12 protein-coding genes are annotated in these 16,467 nt (G+C 41.8%); 5 read left to right on the top strand and 7 right to left on the bottom strand.

All coding sequences use genetic code 11. The annotated features are described in order from the left end of the window. Positions 1–72: 72 nt before the first annotated feature. Entirely contained in the window at positions 73–1,743 is a 1,671-nt protein-coding gene (asnB, locus tag J0X13_RS01185) for an asparagine synthase B (protein WP_207069666.1), read from the bottom strand. 240 nt (positions 1,744–1,983) lie between these two features. Here asnB and J0X13_RS01180 point away from each other — a divergent pair, with 240 nt between their 5' ends. Beyond that, the gene (locus tag J0X13_RS01180) at positions 1,984–2,517 is read left to right on the top strand and encodes a DUF2911 domain-containing protein (RefSeq protein ID WP_207069665.1); all 534 of its coding nucleotides are present in this window, start codon (positions 1,984–1,986) and stop codon (positions 2,515–2,517) included. 114 nt (positions 2,518–2,631) lie between these two features. Here the strand turns inward: J0X13_RS01180 and J0X13_RS01175 are convergent, their stop codons facing one another. From J0X13_RS01175 to J0X13_RS01160, 4 genes are all read right to left on the bottom strand, one after another. Next, a complete protein-coding gene (locus J0X13_RS01175) occupies positions 2,632–4,251 on the bottom strand; it encodes an amidohydrolase (RefSeq protein WP_207069664.1) in 1,620 nt (539 codons plus the stop codon). Positions 4,252–4,293: 42 nt separating this feature from the next. Continuing rightward, positions 4,294–5,388 (bottom strand): OmpA family protein, encoded by a 1,095-nt coding sequence (locus tag J0X13_RS01170; RefSeq protein ID WP_207069663.1) that lies wholly within the window; start codon positions 5,386–5,388, stop codon positions 4,294–4,296. 102 nt (positions 5,389–5,490) lie between these two features. Continuing rightward, positions 5,491–7,245 carry a TonB-dependent receptor gene (locus J0X13_RS01165; protein WP_207069662.1) on the bottom strand — a complete coding sequence of 585 codons (1,755 nt, stop codon included), beginning with the start codon at positions 7,243–7,245 and terminating at the stop codon, positions 5,491–5,493. 12 nt (positions 7,246–7,257) lie between these two features. Beyond that, a complete protein-coding gene (locus J0X13_RS01160) occupies positions 7,258–10,281 on the bottom strand; it encodes a tetratricopeptide repeat protein (RefSeq protein ID WP_207069661.1) in 3,024 nt (1,007 codons plus the stop codon). A gap of 315 nt (positions 10,282–10,596) precedes the next feature. Here J0X13_RS01160 and J0X13_RS01155 point away from each other — a divergent pair, with 315 nt between their 5' ends. The 4 genes from J0X13_RS01155 (at position 10,597) to ppgK (ending at position 13,897) form a co-directional block, all read left to right on the top strand. Continuing rightward, positions 10,597–11,142 (top strand): LemA family protein, encoded by a 546-nt coding sequence (locus J0X13_RS01155; RefSeq protein ID WP_207069660.1) that lies wholly within the window; start codon positions 10,597–10,599, stop codon positions 11,140–11,142. A gap of 12 nt (positions 11,143–11,154) precedes the next feature. Continuing rightward, positions 11,155–12,258: a DUF3137 domain-containing protein gene (locus tag J0X13_RS01150; RefSeq protein ID WP_207069659.1), complete on the top strand. Its 1,104-nt coding sequence runs from the start codon at positions 11,155–11,157 to the stop codon at positions 12,256–12,258. Between the two features lie 99 nt (positions 12,259–12,357). After that, entirely contained in the window at positions 12,358–13,041 is a 684-nt protein-coding gene (locus tag J0X13_RS01145; protein ID WP_207069658.1) for a cell division ATP-binding protein FtsE, read from the top strand. 97 nt (positions 13,042–13,138) lie between these two features. Next, the gene (gene ppgK / locus J0X13_RS01140; protein ID WP_207030474.1) at positions 13,139–13,897 is read left to right on the top strand and encodes a polyphosphate--glucose phosphotransferase; all 759 of its coding nucleotides are present in this window, start codon (positions 13,139–13,141) and stop codon (positions 13,895–13,897) included. Positions 13,898–14,005: 108 nt separating this feature from the next. Here ppgK and typA read toward each other — a convergent pair whose 3' ends face one another. Together typA and J0X13_RS01130 are read right to left on the bottom strand one after the other, a co-directional pair. Further along, positions 14,006–15,805, bottom strand: coding sequence for a translational GTPase TypA (gene typA / locus J0X13_RS01135; protein ID WP_207069657.1), 1,800 nt, complete (start codon positions 15,803–15,805; stop codon positions 14,006–14,008). Positions 15,806–15,902: 97 nt separating this feature from the next. Then, complete coding sequence (locus J0X13_RS01130; protein ID WP_207069656.1) at positions 15,903–16,460, bottom strand: hypothetical protein; 558 nt, start codon at positions 16,458–16,460, stop codon at positions 15,903–15,905. Positions 16,461–16,467 lie beyond the last annotated feature (7 nt).

The following is a 16,467-nucleotide window of genomic DNA, read 5'->3' as shown; positions in this document are numbered from 1 at the left end:
TTTTCGGACTAATTAAAAAATGAAACAAGTTAGATTTACTGCTTCATATCGTTTGGTTGGTTTATACACTGTTTATTTCACATACGCATCGGTATGAACCTTGGCCACAGCTCTTCCCGATGGGTCGTTCATGTTCTTGAATGCTTCATCCCACTCAAGGGCAATCTTGGTACTACAGGCCACCGATGGCTCCTGTGGCACGCTCAATGCTGCCGCATCCGACGGGAAGTGACTTTCAAAAATTGAACGATAATAATATTCTTCTTTCGAGGTCGGGGTCTGAATCGGGAATTTAAAATGGGCATTTTCCAATTGCTCATCTGTAATTTCTTCTTCCACCAAAGCTTTCAAGGTATCTATCCAGCTATATCCGACACCATCCGAAAATTGTTCTTTTTGCCTCCAGGCCACACTTTCTGGCAAATAATCTTCAAATGCTTTTCGCACTACCCATTTCTCCATACGTTCACCGTTGATCATTTTATCTTTTGGGTTGATGCTCATCGCTACATCCATAAACTCTTTGTCCAAGAAAGGAACGCGACCTTCTATACCCCATGCAGCCAAGGATTTATTGGCTCTTAGGCAATCGTACATGTGAAGTTTATCCAGTTTTCTCACGGTCTCCTCATGAAAATCCTTTGGGCTTGGCGCCTTGTGAAAATACAGATATCCGCCGAACAATTCGTCCGCACCTTCACCCGATAGGACCATCTTAATCCCCATGGATTTGATTACCCTGGCCATTAAATACATTGGTGTTGAGGCTCTTATAGTCGTAATATCGTAAGTTTCCAGGTTATATACAACATCTTTTATCGCATCCAAGCCTTCTTGAATGGTAAATTTGATCTCGTGATGCACCGTACCAATATGATCAGCCACTTTTTGAGCGGCGGCCAAATCGGGCGAACCCTCCAATCCAACAGAGAAAGAGTGCAATTGTGGCCACCATGCATCTGCAGTATCACCAGACTCTACTCGTTTTTGAGAATATTTTTTTGCAATTGCGGAGGTCACTGAAGAATCCAATCCACCAGATAACAATACCCCATAAGGCACATCGGACATCAACTGACGGTGTACGGCAGCTTCCAGTGCTTCTTTTATCTTGGCAATGCTGGTTTCGTTTTCCTTTACGGCATCATACTCCATCCAATCACGCTTGTACCATTTTACAAACTCCCCATCGGAACTGTGCATATAGTGCCCCGGAGGAAACAGTTGGATTTTGGAACAAGTTCCTTCCAAAGCTTTCAACTCGGAAGCCACATAAAAGGTTCCGTTCTTATCCCATCCAATATACAACGGGATAATCCCCATATGGTCACGGGCGATGAAATACTCGTCCTTTTCGGAATCATAAATGGCAAAACCAAATATTCCGTTCATTTCATCCACAAAATCAGGTCCCTTTTCTTGATAAAGTGACAAAATCACCTCACAGTCGGACTGGGTTTGAAAATCGTATTTCCCATCAAATTGTTTTCTCAACTCTTGATGGTTATATATTTCACCATTGGCGGCCAAAACCAATTTACCATCGGCACTGAACAATGGTTGTTTTCCTGAAGCTGGGTCCACAATAGCCAATCTTTCATGGGCCAAAATGGCTTTATCATCGGAGTAAATGCCACTCCAATCTGGCCCGCGGTGCCTAACTTTCTTCGACATCTCCAACAATTGGGGCCTAAGTACCTCCGTACTTTCCTTTACATCAAATGCGCATACAATACCACACATAACAAATAATTTAGTAACAATTTTAAAACAAAAATGAACTTAAAGATTAATATATAAAACCCTAAAGCTATTTTATATTACAATTAATATATTTTTATGTCTAAAAAAATATAAAATGTAACTTTTTTATTCTTTTATGCTTTTAACCCCAACGCTTTGTAAGGTTGTTTAATTTTCTCGTCTGTATATTTAAAGCAACATTAGAATTAATTAGTTTTACAAGGAACTTAAATCACAATCATGAAGAAATTAACATTACTACTTTTAGTGCTTTGTACCAGTTTGGTATTCACAACAGAAGCTACGGCCCAAAAATTCAGTGGACTTGATGCGAGTCCTGCGGATATTGCGTATTACCCTTCGAGCTCCAGGGAAGCCGATAAAGCTGCTCGTGTTATTTACAGTCGCCCACAATTAAAAGGACGTAGCCTTGCCGAATTGGCCCCCGTTGGAAAAGTTTGGAGAACAGGTGCAAACGAAGCTACTGAAATTACATTTTACAAGGATGCCAAAGTTGGCGGCAAAACCATTAAAGCCGGTTCCTACTCTTTGTTTTCCATTCCCGGCGAAGATGAGTGGACAGTAATCCTGAACAGCAACCTACACCAATGGGGTGCTTATTCCTACGATAGCGATGGTGATGTAGTTAGAGCCACGGCAACAGCTTCTACCGACAGCGAAGAATTGGAAGCTTTTGGAATGGCTTTCGATGATGATGGAAACTTGGTTATGGGTTGGGGAACCACAAGGGTTACCTTGCCTATCAGCTACTAAAAAGTTTTAGTCTTAAAAATATAAAAGCCCCATTTTGGGGCTTTTTTTATTTCTCTTCACAACTTAAAAAAGTTCAAGTAGATTCTTCACTTCGTTCAGAATGACAAGAGGGTATTATTTTTTCTGGACCCCGCCCAAGAAAACATGTTCTGCGGTCACATTGGGAATCTCTTCGGATGGAATCGTCATAATATCATCGCTCAATATCACAAAATCAGCAAATTTACCTGTTTCTATACTGCCCTTTTCATCTTCCTCAAAATTGGAATAGGCTGCCCAAATGGTCATACCTTTCAAGGTTTCCTCCCTGCTCAAGGCATTCTCCATTTGAAATCCGCCTTCGGGGTATTGTTCCATATCCTGTCGGGCCACCGCAGCATAGAAGGTCAAAAATGGATTAACTTGTTCCACAGGGAAGTCGGTGCCCAATGCTACCACCCCGGCTTTCTCCAATAAATCTTTGTAGGCATAGGCGCCTTTTACACGCTCAGGCCCCAACCTATCCTCTGCCCAGTACATATCGCTGGTAGCGTGGGTCGGCTGAACGGATGGAATAATACCATTTTCAAAATAATCGAAATCGGATTGCGAAATTACCTGTGCGTGTTCTACTTTCCATCTGCGGTCGGTCTTACCCTCCAAGGCTTTTTCATAAGCCCTTAAAACCACAATATTGGCAGAATCCCCGATAGCATGGGTGTTCATTTGATAATCGGTGGCTGCAATTCGTTGTGCCAAAGCTTCAATTTGGTCCACAGGAGTTACCATAGCCCCAAAATGACCTGGTTTATCGGAGTAGGGTGCTCGTAACGCAGCTCCCCGAGAACCCAAAGCACCATCGCCATATACTTTTACGGAACGGACATTCAACCCTTCCGTTTTGATAATGCCCTTATCCAAAAAGTAATCCAGATTTTCGGGATAATTGGAGACCATTGCGTACACTCTAATGGATAGTTCGTCAGCTTGTTGCAGACTATCTATCAATTCAATTATATCCCGGGACAGTCCAGCGTCGTTTACTGTGGTCAGCCCATAATCCAAAGAGATTTTCTCGGCATCCTTAAGAGCTTGAATGTTTTGTTCCAGACTGGGCCGTGGAATCACATTATTGATCAATCCCATCGGGTTATCGACCAAAACGCCTGTAACCTCACCATCTTCTTTGACAATTTCTCCGCCCTCCGTTTCGGTATCTGCAGTAATGCCCGCCATATCCAATGCCTTTTGGTTCACGAGATACGCATGGCCATCTATGCGTTCCAAAGCCACAGGGATATTGGGGAACAATTCATCCAATTTGTCCTTGGTCGGGAATTCTTTAACCTCCCAATCATTTTGGTCCCATCCCCTTCCCAAAATAAAATTGGATGGACGGTCGTTTTGAAATGCCACTACTTTTTCCAGTATCTCATCAAAACTTTGGGTCCCGACCAAATCAACAACCTGTTGGTTTTGGCCCAATCCATAAAAATGGCAATGGGCATCGATAAGGCCCGGAACAATGGTCTTGCCCTCTGCGTCCAACTGTTTTTGGGAATTATATTTTTTTGAGATTTCTTCGGAATCGCCAACGGCAACAAACTTTCCATCTTTGATGGCTATACTCGATGCTTTGGAGAAGGCATCGTCCACGGTATAAATATTTGCATTGGTAACGATCAGGTCTACCTCTTCTTTGGTTGTGCAAGAAAACACGACTAGACCCGTGACGAACAATAAGAACTTTTTCATTTCTGTTGGTTTCCATCAAAAATAGAAAAAGCAAGGATATGTTTAAGGGTTTTCGTCTTCAAACTTTGTCATCACAAACTCCACTCTTCGGTTCTTTCTTCGGGCTTCGTCTGTGCGGGTAGTGTCCAGTGGTTTACTATCCCCATACCCCTTGGAGGTTATTCTGTTTTTATCCAATCCCAAATCAATCAAATATTGTGCAACGGAAGCAGCACGTTCTCGAGAGAGGACATCGTTGTACTCATCGGAACCCAAATCATCGGTATGTCCGCTAATGGCAACCTTCAGGCTGGGATGTTTTTCTAAATATTCATATATATCTTTAAGACTTTGCTCTGCTTTGGGCTGAAGATCAAAACGGTCAAAATTAAAATTGACGTGATCCAACACATACACCTCATCGGTTTTATATTCTGGGCCCAGGTAGGTCAATGAAATATCGTCCAAATAATAATAGGCATAGCCTTCCTCATTTTCTGATGGATTTTGTGTATCCAAGTAGGAAGTACCTGCATTACTTTTGAAGTTCCCTAAAATCAAATGATTTTCAAAACCTTTAGCAACCATATCAAAACTCAATTCCATCCAGTTCTGCTTATCCTGATAGTAATCAGTAACGGGAAATTGTTTGATATGGGTAGTTTGTGGAGAAGCTGACAAAAGATCGCTTTGTGAAAGTTCTCGTTTGGTATGCACTGAAAGTGGCTTTTCGGAAAACACTGCCCCCATATCCATAACTGCTCCATCGGACTTTTCGGAAAGACTGATGAATAAGGTCAATCGGTATCGACTTCCTTTTTCAAGTGTTTCCGTGAGTGGCACTTGAATGTATTCGCGATAATCTCGTGGAGCAAAGAGATAGAGTCCCGCATAAGCAGCACCCTCATACGGTTCCTGTTTGCCCTTAAAGTTCATCGGGACTCCCAACTTGGTTCGGCTACATTCGTTAAAATAATCGGTCGTTCCCAGGGTCGGGGCACTCCAATGCTCCGCATCCTTGTTCAGATTGCTCATTTTAACGGGACAAGATACAAAGTCTTCAAAACCGCCATTTTGCACCATATTTTGACCAGATCCAATGGTGAAAATCATCAAAAACAAGTGAATAACCAGCGTATGTATTGGTCTTAGTTGCATTATTTCCATTTAAATGGCAGTAGCCAACCATTGGAACATCAATGAGTTAACTGAAAACAATGAACGGTATTTATACCTTTTTATTGCGTATTCTCCTACAGGCTAAAAATCAAACTTATAGGATACCCCTGCCAAAGCCTGGAATCCCTGGACCCTAAAATTGGCCCAACGCTGGTAATTATTGTTGGCAATATTGGATGCTTTTACAAAAATGGAGAGCTGCTCGTTGAACCTGTACCCTACATGGGCATTGGCATCAAAAAAGCTGTCCAACGTAAGCTGAGTATAAGAAATGGTCGGAGGCACATTATTGGTTAGGGCAACGGAGGTCAACGCATCCCTTTCTCCTACATAAAACAAATTGGCACCCATATACCATTGGTCGGTAATCTGATAATCCATAAAGAGGGATCCTTTGATCGATGGCAAGTTCCAAGCAGGGTTATCGGTTTCGGTATCGTAATCATAAAATTCCGCGTTAACACCCAAAGAAAAATTACGGTTCACATCCACATTGATTTCCCCAAATACACCCAAGGTTTTTACATCATCATAAAAAACTTGAAAGGAATTGCCATAGTAATAACTCTTTTCATCGGTTCTGGTCGTGTTTACCGTATTTTGGTAGAACAACGGTTTTCTGTTTTCCGCCATGTAAGAACCTTTGATGTTATACCCCACATTGGAGGTCAACTGTCCTTTTAGACCTAAATACCCTTCATATTGTTGGTCCGTCGGGACAATATCCAAGGTCGGGGATACATAAGGGTTGTTATCCACAAAGTCATGATAGGAATTTTGCTTCAACTCTCCTTCTATTCCTCCATAAGCGATCACATTTTCGTCCATCACACGATAGGATGCAGTTACGGCTGGATAGATATAAAAATTGTTCTCGCTATTTTCCATATCCAGTCCGTAGACGATGTTGGCACCCAAATTTAAAGTAAGGTCATCACGCAAAATCAACAAGCTTGGGTTCAATCCCGCCTGTAGATGGCTATAATTCTTTTCTCCATCGTTCACAGATTCTGTTATGGTGCCATTCTTAAAATTACCTCCCACATAATCAACCTTGGTAGAAATCGTGATCAATTCCTCGGTAATGGGCAATTCAAAAGTTGGATTGATCACTGCCCGATTCTCAGCAGATTCCGTAGCATCCCAAAAGCGCCTCAACAAGATATTCCCGCTCTTAAAATAAGAGTCCTCCATATTGAAATGGGCCTTCGCTTCAGCATTGAAATAGTTTTGCGTTTCATCCATCGCATTGATCTCATCCTCACTGAACAATTCACTCTGTATTCCATACCAATTGTACAGTTGGTGCTGTAATCCTATGGCGGCTCCCCAATCCATATAACGGTCCTTTTTAGCATAGGAAGCATTGACCTTGGTGTCGTAGAAATCAGTTTCCAAGGGTGTGGAGTCCAAATCTCCGCGGGATGAATTGTGGGTTAGCCCAAAGTCCAACAAATCTTCTCCCCTGTTGAATTCCCGACTCGTGTAAAAATCCACCAAGGCATTATTGTAGTTACCTAAACCCACCGAAGCATAGGAATTATACAAAGTGGGCGGTGGTGTTTTTTCCACCCCCGAAGCCTTACCCTTTGCCGGGGTAAAGGTGGACGCAACGGGCACAGAGAATATACTGTAATTGATTTTCTTCTTTTGAAGCACAATGGAATCGTTCAAACTTGGGGAAGATTTGATCTTAAAGGCATCCGAAACGGTCGGGGAATACGGTTTTACCACCGTTACCGTTTCTGTACCAATGTTATCCTCTTCTTGGGCGATAACCATTCCGCAAAGGCTCAAATAAAGCAATGAAAATATATAATAGGTTCTCTTTTGCATCTTGTGTCTCGTTTAGTTTTCGTTGGGGTCTACGGATGAATTGCTCTCTGCTTCCTTGGCCTTGATGGTGGCCAGTTCACTTTCTGCATCCGAAACGATATCCTCAAATTCGGAAAAATTGGAAATGACACTTTCCAAAATGTAAGTGGCCTGGAAGGCATCTCCCAAATTGTAAAAGTTCTTGGCCATGATAACCAAGCCTTTTCCTGCCCATTCTTTGTAGGCGGCATAATCCTTGGCCAATTTTTGAACGGACTCGTTGGATGCTTCAAAATCTTCTTCCTTATTCTTGAAATAAGCATCGTAATACCAAGCTTCAGCGGCGAGCTCGCCAGATGCAATTTGTCTTACGTCTTGGTAGGCAGTTTTGGCCAAACTCTCGTTTTCCGTAGCAATGGCGGAACGTGCGATCATTATCTGTGCGTCACTTCTAATACGATCATCAATTTTAGGAGCGTTCAACACCTTTTCGGCGTAAGCGATGGTCTGGGAATAATTCTTTTGACCATAAAAACCTTTCATTAAATTGGACTGGGCAAAAGTTTTGTTCTCTGAGATATCTGCCGTGTTTTCCAACCTTTTCAAATAAGGAATAGCGCTATTGTAGTCCTGCTTATCCACATAGATTTCGCAAACACGGGTCAAAGCCTGTTCCGTATACGTTCCGTTCCCACCATCGGCGACTGCTTTGTATTTTGGCAAGGCCTTTTCTTTTTCTCCATTTGCAAAATACAATTGTGCCAAGGCAAAGTTGGCATTCTGCGCATGCAACCCATTAGGGAATTCTTTTAAATAATCTTCATATCCCCGGATAGCCGCAGGAGTTTTACCTTCAATTTGTTTTCGTTCGGCAGATTCAAAACTGGCGTTGTCCAGTTCGGCATCGGTCACTTCAACAAAATCCAAGTTACGGGCCCAGGCGGCATACTCGCTCACCCGACCTTCGTCCACATACACCAATTTGGCGGTGGCCACCGCTTGTTTGGCCTCTTGGGTGTTCGGATATTTTTGAACCACTTCTTTAAGTTTGGCCAATGCTTGATCATTACGACTGGAATTGTAGTACACCAATCCGGAACGCAACAATCCACGTGGTGCAAATTTACTGCCCGAATACTCCGCCACGATACGGTCGTAGGTCTGCAGCCCCAAACTTTCTTGGCTATTATTGATATAGGAATTGCCCAGTTCAAAAAGTGCATCATCCCGTAATGAGGAGGTAGGGAACATCCTCAAGAATTCGTTAAGGCCATCAATTTTTGCTGAATTGTTACCCAAAAATCCATCACATAGAGTTTTCTGGAAGGCCGCATAATCACGTTCTGGACCGTTCATCTTTGATGATGCATCGTAGGCTTTCTTGGCTAATTGATACTTGCTGTTCACAAAATAGCTATCGCCCAAACGCAAATAACCATCGTTCTTTCTTTGGTCGTCAATGGCATTGGAGCTCACCACATTCTGAAAATAGGATATGGCGTTGTTGTAGTCCTTTAATTTAAAGTACGAGTAGCCCAAATTGTAATCCAGCTGCTCATATTCGGGAAGTGATCTGGCTGCCGGAAAGTTCTGGAATCGAACGAAATCCACCAAGGCCTCCTCAAATCGGTTCAATCTGTAGGCCGACTCAGCTTTCCAATAAAGAGCTCTAGCTTCAAAATTTGAATTTTCCGCACTTTTCAAGGATTTATCGAATCGCTCCCGAGCACCTTCGAAATCACCATCAATAAACAGTTCCACCCCACGGTAGTAGGCCACTTTTTGATAAGTTTCCTTACTGGCGTAGTTCTGGTTCTCCTCTAAAAGTTGCATAGCACCCTCGAAATTACGGGATGTGATGTAGGAGTCCACCAAAAGTTCTTGGATTTCCATTTGATGTCCATCCTTTGGATATTTTTCCAAATAATTGGTCAGCACCTGTGGAACGGGCTCGTATGCATTACCGACTTCGTAGCTCAAACGGGCATAGTTCAACCAAGCATCTTTTTGGATTTCCGGACTAAACTCCATTTGCGAAGCATTTCTGAACGCATTCAAGGCTTCGGACTTTTTATCCAGTTTCAAGTAGCACTCTGCCAAGTGATAATATGCATTTTGGGAAACGGCATTGGCACCTCCTATGATTTTGTTGAACTGCTGAATCGCTTTTTGGTAATCGCCCAATTTGTAATGGCTGTACCCCAATAAATAATAATCGGTGTTGTTCCATTTGCCACGTTTGCCCCTGTATTCTTCCAAGTAGGGTATGGCCTCGGCATATTGTTCCAAATTGAAATAGCTTTCACCAATGATCTTGTTCAATTCAGAGACTTCCTGACGATTGGATTTGGGAAGTTGTTTTTTTGCCATTGTGATGGCTTCTTCAAACTTTCCCAATTTAAAATTCAGGTCGGCCTGATAGTACGTGAGCTTTTCATCAAGCAATTCTGGGTCCTGAATTTGGTCGAAACGGGCGCTGGCTGAGTTGTAATCGTCTTGTTCGTAAGCAATGTACCCCAAATAATATTTGGCTTGCGAGCCATATTTTTGAGAGGTGGTCACCTTGTTCAAATAACGCTCTGCTTCTTGTGGACGTTTGGATGCGTACAAGGCGTATCCGTTGTTAAAGTTAAAACGGTCGCGTTCTGAATAAGGCATCGAATTTTCATCAACTTTTTTGTACCATTTTAGAGCGTAGGGGTATTTTCCCGTTTCAAAATAGTAGTCGGCCACATCCAAAAAAGCAGAATTCCTTTTGGTGGATGTAGGGTAACGTTCCACAAAATCTTCCATCATTTTATCCGCTCCACGCTGGTTCAAACGAATGGCTGCGTTGGCTGCATAGTAAGCACTGTTGGCTTCTGTTTCCTCATCCTTGGTAGTGGTCTTAATGGACTCGAAAATTTGCTGCGCCGCTTGGTACTGCTCGTTGTTGTAGAGCGCCAAGGCATCTTGATAGGCTTTGTTTTCGTGGGTGTATATTTTGGTTTCCTGTGCGGAAAGCACAAAAAAAGTTCCCATTAAAATGGGAATTAAAAGGAGGTTTTTTCGATTCATAGTGTTCTACGCTCTTCTCGATTGACTTTACTCATAACGTCAAAATTAAGGCCAAAGTATATTTAATTGGTCATTTACCGAAATTTACGCTTCTAGACTTGATTTATCACCTCGAAATAGTAATTTTAGCACTCATGCCAAAAAACCTCATTGGCAACAACAATCCTAATTCCTAGAAATCATATGAAATTTCTGTTCCAGATAATTTAGGATTTCATTTTCAACCTCAACATAAAAGGCGTAAAAACCTTTTTTCGATTTTAAATCAGGCAATACTCGTGCATTGCCCTATTGTTCAATTTAATTTTTGTTGAGATGACATACTTATTTATTATTCCCTTATCCTTTTTATTGATCTGTGTGCTTTTGTACAACAACTTAATCAGTAAAAAGAACAAGGTTGAGGAGGCATATAGGAGCATAGATGTAATGCTAAAAAAAAGAACTGATTTAATCCCACAACTGGTCAACACCATTAAAGGGTACACCAAACATGAAAGTGAGACACTGATCTCGATCACCAAACTGAGAAATAACATTGTGGATAGAGACCCACCATCCGAATTAAGGCTTAACCTCGAAAGCCAGATGGATCGGCTATTGGGAAAACTTCAAATAACGGTGGAAGCGTATCCCGATTTAAGGGCCAGCGAAAATTTTATGCTTCTCCAATCAAGTTTAAACGAAGTGGAAGAACAGCTTTCTGCCTCAAGAAGGGCATATAATGCGGCCGTGTACGCATTCAACAATACCTTGGAGATGTTCCCTTCCAATATTGTTGCCAAGTTCATGGGATATTCCCCAAAGACCATGTTCACAATAAAAACTTCCGAAGCGGACCTCCCTAAAGTTTCATTTTAATCATAGACGGATATGATGGACTTCCAAAACCTAAAGAAAGAGCTATTGCCATTACTGCAAGAAGCAGAAAAGCTGAGGAAAACCTACCGTTTCTATAAGTTGACATACACTTTCCTTATACAACTTTTCCTTATATGTGGCATTGCCCTTGTTTTGTTCGTGTACTTGTTCAACTCCAAATTTACCGAATGGATCGCTAGTTTGTCCCCCAACACACCATGGACCTTTACTCCCCAAATGTTGGTACTGTTTTTTTGGTTCTTGTTTTTCATCAGTTTAACAATATTCCAAACATTCAAAAACAAATACGTCACAATTGAAAAGAGGCTGATACGAGTGCTTTTGGACAAAATGGTTCCCACATTTGAGTTCTATGAACATGAACAGATCAAAACCGAAGAATTAATAAATAGTGAATTGGTGACCATGTGCCGACGACCTTTTGACAAAAAAACGCATGTACCGGTATACAATCGAGGCCAAGGACTTCTTTCTGGAAAGGTCAAGGATACTTCCATTACCATCGGTAATGTTAACATTATTGACCAACGTTATGGTTCTTATCTCATGTACATTCCCTTCTTTGCACACATATACATTGCATACACCTATATACGCCCTATGTTCAAAAAAGAGAAAAGCATTGAACAAATAGGGAGCAGTTTATCGGGCATGTTCGCCATAGTTGACTTTAACAAAAAATGCAATGGAACCACCATTGTACTGCCCGATCAATTCGAAAAGAGAATTGGATATTTGGCAAAAACCATACAGTCCTTAAATTTTGGTCGCGACCAATTGGTAAATCTTGAAGATTCAGAATTTGAAAAAGAATTTGTGGTGTACAGCACTGACCAAGTTGAGGCGAGATATATTTTATCCACTTCCTTAATGCGTAGAATCACATTGTTAAAACAAAAAATCAACAAACCCGTCATACTATCGTTTAAAGGCGGTAAGCTATATATGGCAGTTCATCATCCGTATGGCTTTTTTAGTCTACAAGAGAACAAAAATCTGATCGACTCCAATGTGCTTGAACTATTTTATGATGACATTACAACAGCTATTGGCATTGTGGAAGACCTGAACTTGAACACTCAGGTTTGGCGATAATGATGCCATCATATTTTTTGGAAAAATATGCTTTGATCTTTAATTTTTGATTCTGTTCGTGTAATTTCAAATACTTTTGTAAAGCTTATTGAACTAATTATGCCCGAGACTATCTTAAAATTACAGGACGCTGCCGTGTTCCAAAACGAGAACCTGATTTTGAACCATATCGACCTTGAGGTAAAAAAAGGGGAGTTTGTATACATTATTGGTAAAACGGGAAGCGGTAAGAGTAGTTTTATGAAAACTCTTTATGCGGATTTACCACTTAAACAAGGGGCTGGCCAGGTCGTGGATTTTGACCTGAAAAAAATGAAAGAAAAGGACATTCCCTATTTGCGGAGGAAATTGGGCATCGTTTTTCAGGATTTTAAATTGCTGCCCGATAGAAATGTCAACAACAACCTGAAATTTGTCCTTAAGGCAACGGGATGGACGGACCCAAAAAAAATGGATGACAAAATCGAGGAGGTCCTCGACAAAGTGGGTATGAAAACCAAAGGCTTTAAGTTTCCTCATGAACTTTCAGGCGGTGAGCAACAACGCATTGCCATTGCCCGCGCCCTCTTGAACGACCCTGAGCTTATACTTGCGGATGAACCCACTGGGAATTTGGACCCTCAGACCAGTGTGGAAGTAATGAAGGTTTTACAGGATATCAATAAGAATGGTAGAACTATCATAATGGCCACACACGATTATGCCCTAATCCTAAAATATCCACACAAAACTCTAAAATGCGATGGCAGCAAAGTTTTTGAAGTAATTCAAAAAGCGATTTAATCACCGAAATATCCGCGCAGTACATTGATTTACAATGGAATTGCTTGATCAATAAAAGTTTTTGTTACTTTGTTAAAACTAATTTTGCTTCCTATATATGGAAATTCTTGGTATTGATATAGGCGGATCGGGCATAAAAGGTGCCCTCGTAAACGCCGAAACCGGAGAAATGTTGACCGAACGTTTCCGAATTCCAACCCCAAAATCAAAAAAGCCGAAGGACATGGCCAAAGTGGTGGCCGAAATTGTTGACCATTTTAATTATGAAGGTCCTGTGGGTTGTGGATTTCCCTCTATCGTTAAAAATGGGGTCTGCAAGTCTCCTGGAAACCTAGACCCAAGTTGGGTGGGTGTTAACGTGGATGAATTGTTCACCGAGTATACAGGTCACGAATTTACGGTGTTGAACGATGCAGATGCCGCAGGCTATGCTTCCATGAACTACGGGGTAGGAAAAGGCAAAAATGGCTTGGTAATCATGATTACCATTGGAACAGGTCTTGGTAGCGGGGCCTTTTATAATGGAGTGCTCATCCCAAATTTTGAATTAGGACAGATTCCTTACAAAAAATACAAGAAGATTGAAAAATGGGCAGCTGCTTCTGCCAAAGAAAGAGAGGACCTTAGTTTTAAGAAATGGGGCAAGCGTTTTAATAAATTCTTGAAGTTAGTAGAGCTTATTGTATGTCCAGACCTTATCATCGTAGGGGGTGGAACCTCAAAAAAATGGGAAGAGTTCAACCAATACATCAAAATTGATACGGAAGTGGTAAAAGCTGAACTTATGAACCATGCCGGTATCATTGGAGCTGCCGTAGCATGTTTACGGGAACAGCACCACGGGCATTTACACTAGTTTTCACGGTCGGTAGGATCAAGACTCCCAGCAGTCTTTTAAAAAAAGAAAAGCGAATGAAGATTGTTTTCCTCACTCGCTTTCCTACTATGTTTAAAGTAAGCTCGCTTACACTACTTTGTTTCTCTTTCTGTCCACTTCCTTAAGATAGATTTTTCGAATCCTAAGGTGGTTGGGCGTTACCTCTACGTATTCATCCTTTTGGATGTATTCCAAGGCTTCTTCCAAAGAGAATTTGATGGCCGGAACAATCTTGGCCTTATCATCAGCACCTGCAGAACGTACGTTGGAAAGTTTTTTGGTCTTGGTTACGTTCACCGTCATATCATCCTGGCGGGAGTTTTCACCAATTACCTGTCCTTCGTAGATATCCTCTCCCGGATCGATAAAGAATTTACCTCTTTCCTGAAGCTTATCAATGGAATAAGGAATCGCAGTTCCGTTTTCCATAGAAACCAAAGACCCGTTCAATCGTTGTGCGATATCCCCTTTCAATGGCTGATATTCAAAAAACCTGTGTGCCATTATGGCCTCTCCCGCCGTAGCGGTCAACAGTTGGTTCCTAAGACCGATGATTCCCCTCGATGGAATGATGAATTCACAAACCATTCTGGAACCTCTGGCCTCCATACTGGTCATCTCCCCTTTTCGGATGGATACCATTTCCACAGCTTTTCCGGATACTTCCTCTGGTAAATCGATGGTCAAATGTTCCACAGGCTCACATTTTACACCATCAATCTCTTTAATGATTACTTGTGGCTGACCAATCTGAAGCTCGTAACCTTCGCGACGCATGGTTTCAATCAATACAGAAAGGTGCAAAACACCTCGGCCATACACTAAAAATTTATCGGCACTGTCGGTTTCTTGAACACGAAGTGCCAAGTTTTTTTCCAATTCTTTTTCCAAACGCTCTTTAATGTGTCTGGAAGTAACAAACTTTCCATCCTTACCAAAAAACGGACTATCGTTAATGGTGAAAAGCATACTCATGGTTGGCTCATCAATGGCTATAGTCTTCAATTTCTCGGGGTTTTCAAGATCGGCAACGGTATCACCGATTTCAAAACCTTCCATACCAACAATGGCACAAATATCCCCTGCTACAACTTCTTCCACTTTTAAGCGTCCAAGTCCTTCAAAAGTGTAAAGCTCCTTGATTCTGGTTTTTACAACGGAACCATCTCTTTTTACCAAAGAAACTTGTTGCCCTTCACGGAGCGTTCCTCTTTGCAATCTTCCAATGGCGATTCGGCCCGTAAAAGAAGAGAAGTCCAAGGAAGTGATCAACATTTGAGTTGAGCCTTCCTCAGGTTTAAATTCAGGAACATGTTCAATCACCATATCCAATAATGGCTCGATATTCTCGGTAGGCGTTTTCCAATCCTCGCCCATCCAATTGTTCTTTGCAGAACCATAAACGGTTGGGAAATCGAGCTGCCATTCTTCCGCACCCAGTTCAAACATTAGATCGAACACTTTTTCGTGCACTTCTTCCGGGGTACAGTTTTCCTTATCAACTTTGTTGATGACCACACATGGCTTCAAACCTAGGTCAATGGCTTTTTGAAGTACAAAACGGGTCTGTGGCATGGGTCCTTCAAAGGCATCCACCAACAACAAAACCCCATCTGCCATGTTCAAAACACGTTCTACTTCACCCCCGAAATCGGCGTGACCAGGGGTATCTATAATATTGATTTTTGTATCCTTGTAAACAACGGAAACGTTTTTGGAAACAATGGTGATCCCACGTTCCCTTTCCAGGTCGTTGTTATCCAATATCAGGTCGCCCTTGTTCTCGTTTTCTCGGAACAACTGGCAATGGTACATGATTTTATCGACCAAAGTAGTTTTACCATGGTCTACGTGTGCAATGATTGCAATGTTTTTGATTTTGGACATAACCTAAATTTTAAGCCCGCAAAGATACTGCTATTTTTTACTTGTTGGCACACCTAAATGTTATTTTTATCTTATTGATTTAGTGGGAGTTCCAAATTTACAAACCAACACACCATCGCTTCTCGCTGATAATCCAACCAATACTTAGGTTTACCACAGGTTGGATGGTGCCTTTGAACGGCCCTACATAGTAACCAGCCCCTGCATCAATGGAGAAGCTAAAACCAGAATCATAACTACGCTGAATCCCGTAAACCAATCCACCATAACCGTGAATTCCATCGACCAACCTACCCTCGACAACGCGGCTACCTGGAGAAAAAACTGCCGCTGAGGGTGCAAAGTAATTACCTGAATTCCCATAAATGGACCTTCTGCGCCTTTCCCGACTATTTAGGTTATGATAATAACGGTTTTGAACGGTAATGGCAGGGAAAAAATCGAAATCCTCCAACGGTTGGGAACTGGCCGGTTCCAAAGCTGCTTGGTATGCCACCCGAATATCCAATGTACTGTTTACGCCCAGAGCCATTTCGTATTCTATGCCAGGGTTAAAGGCATTTAGCTTAAACTGTCGAACCTCGCAGTTTGTCCCGTATTGGGCGTGCATAAAAAAGCTTGTTGACAGAAATGCCAAAAGTAGTGAGCGGCGCATTGTAGGT

Source organism: [Muricauda] lutisoli (nom. illeg.) (genome assembly GCF_017313105.1).
GTDB lineage: Bacteria > Bacteroidota > Bacteroidia > Flavobacteriales > Flavobacteriaceae > Flagellimonas > Flagellimonas lutisoli.
This window is presented reverse-complemented; position numbering and strand designations above follow the sequence as displayed.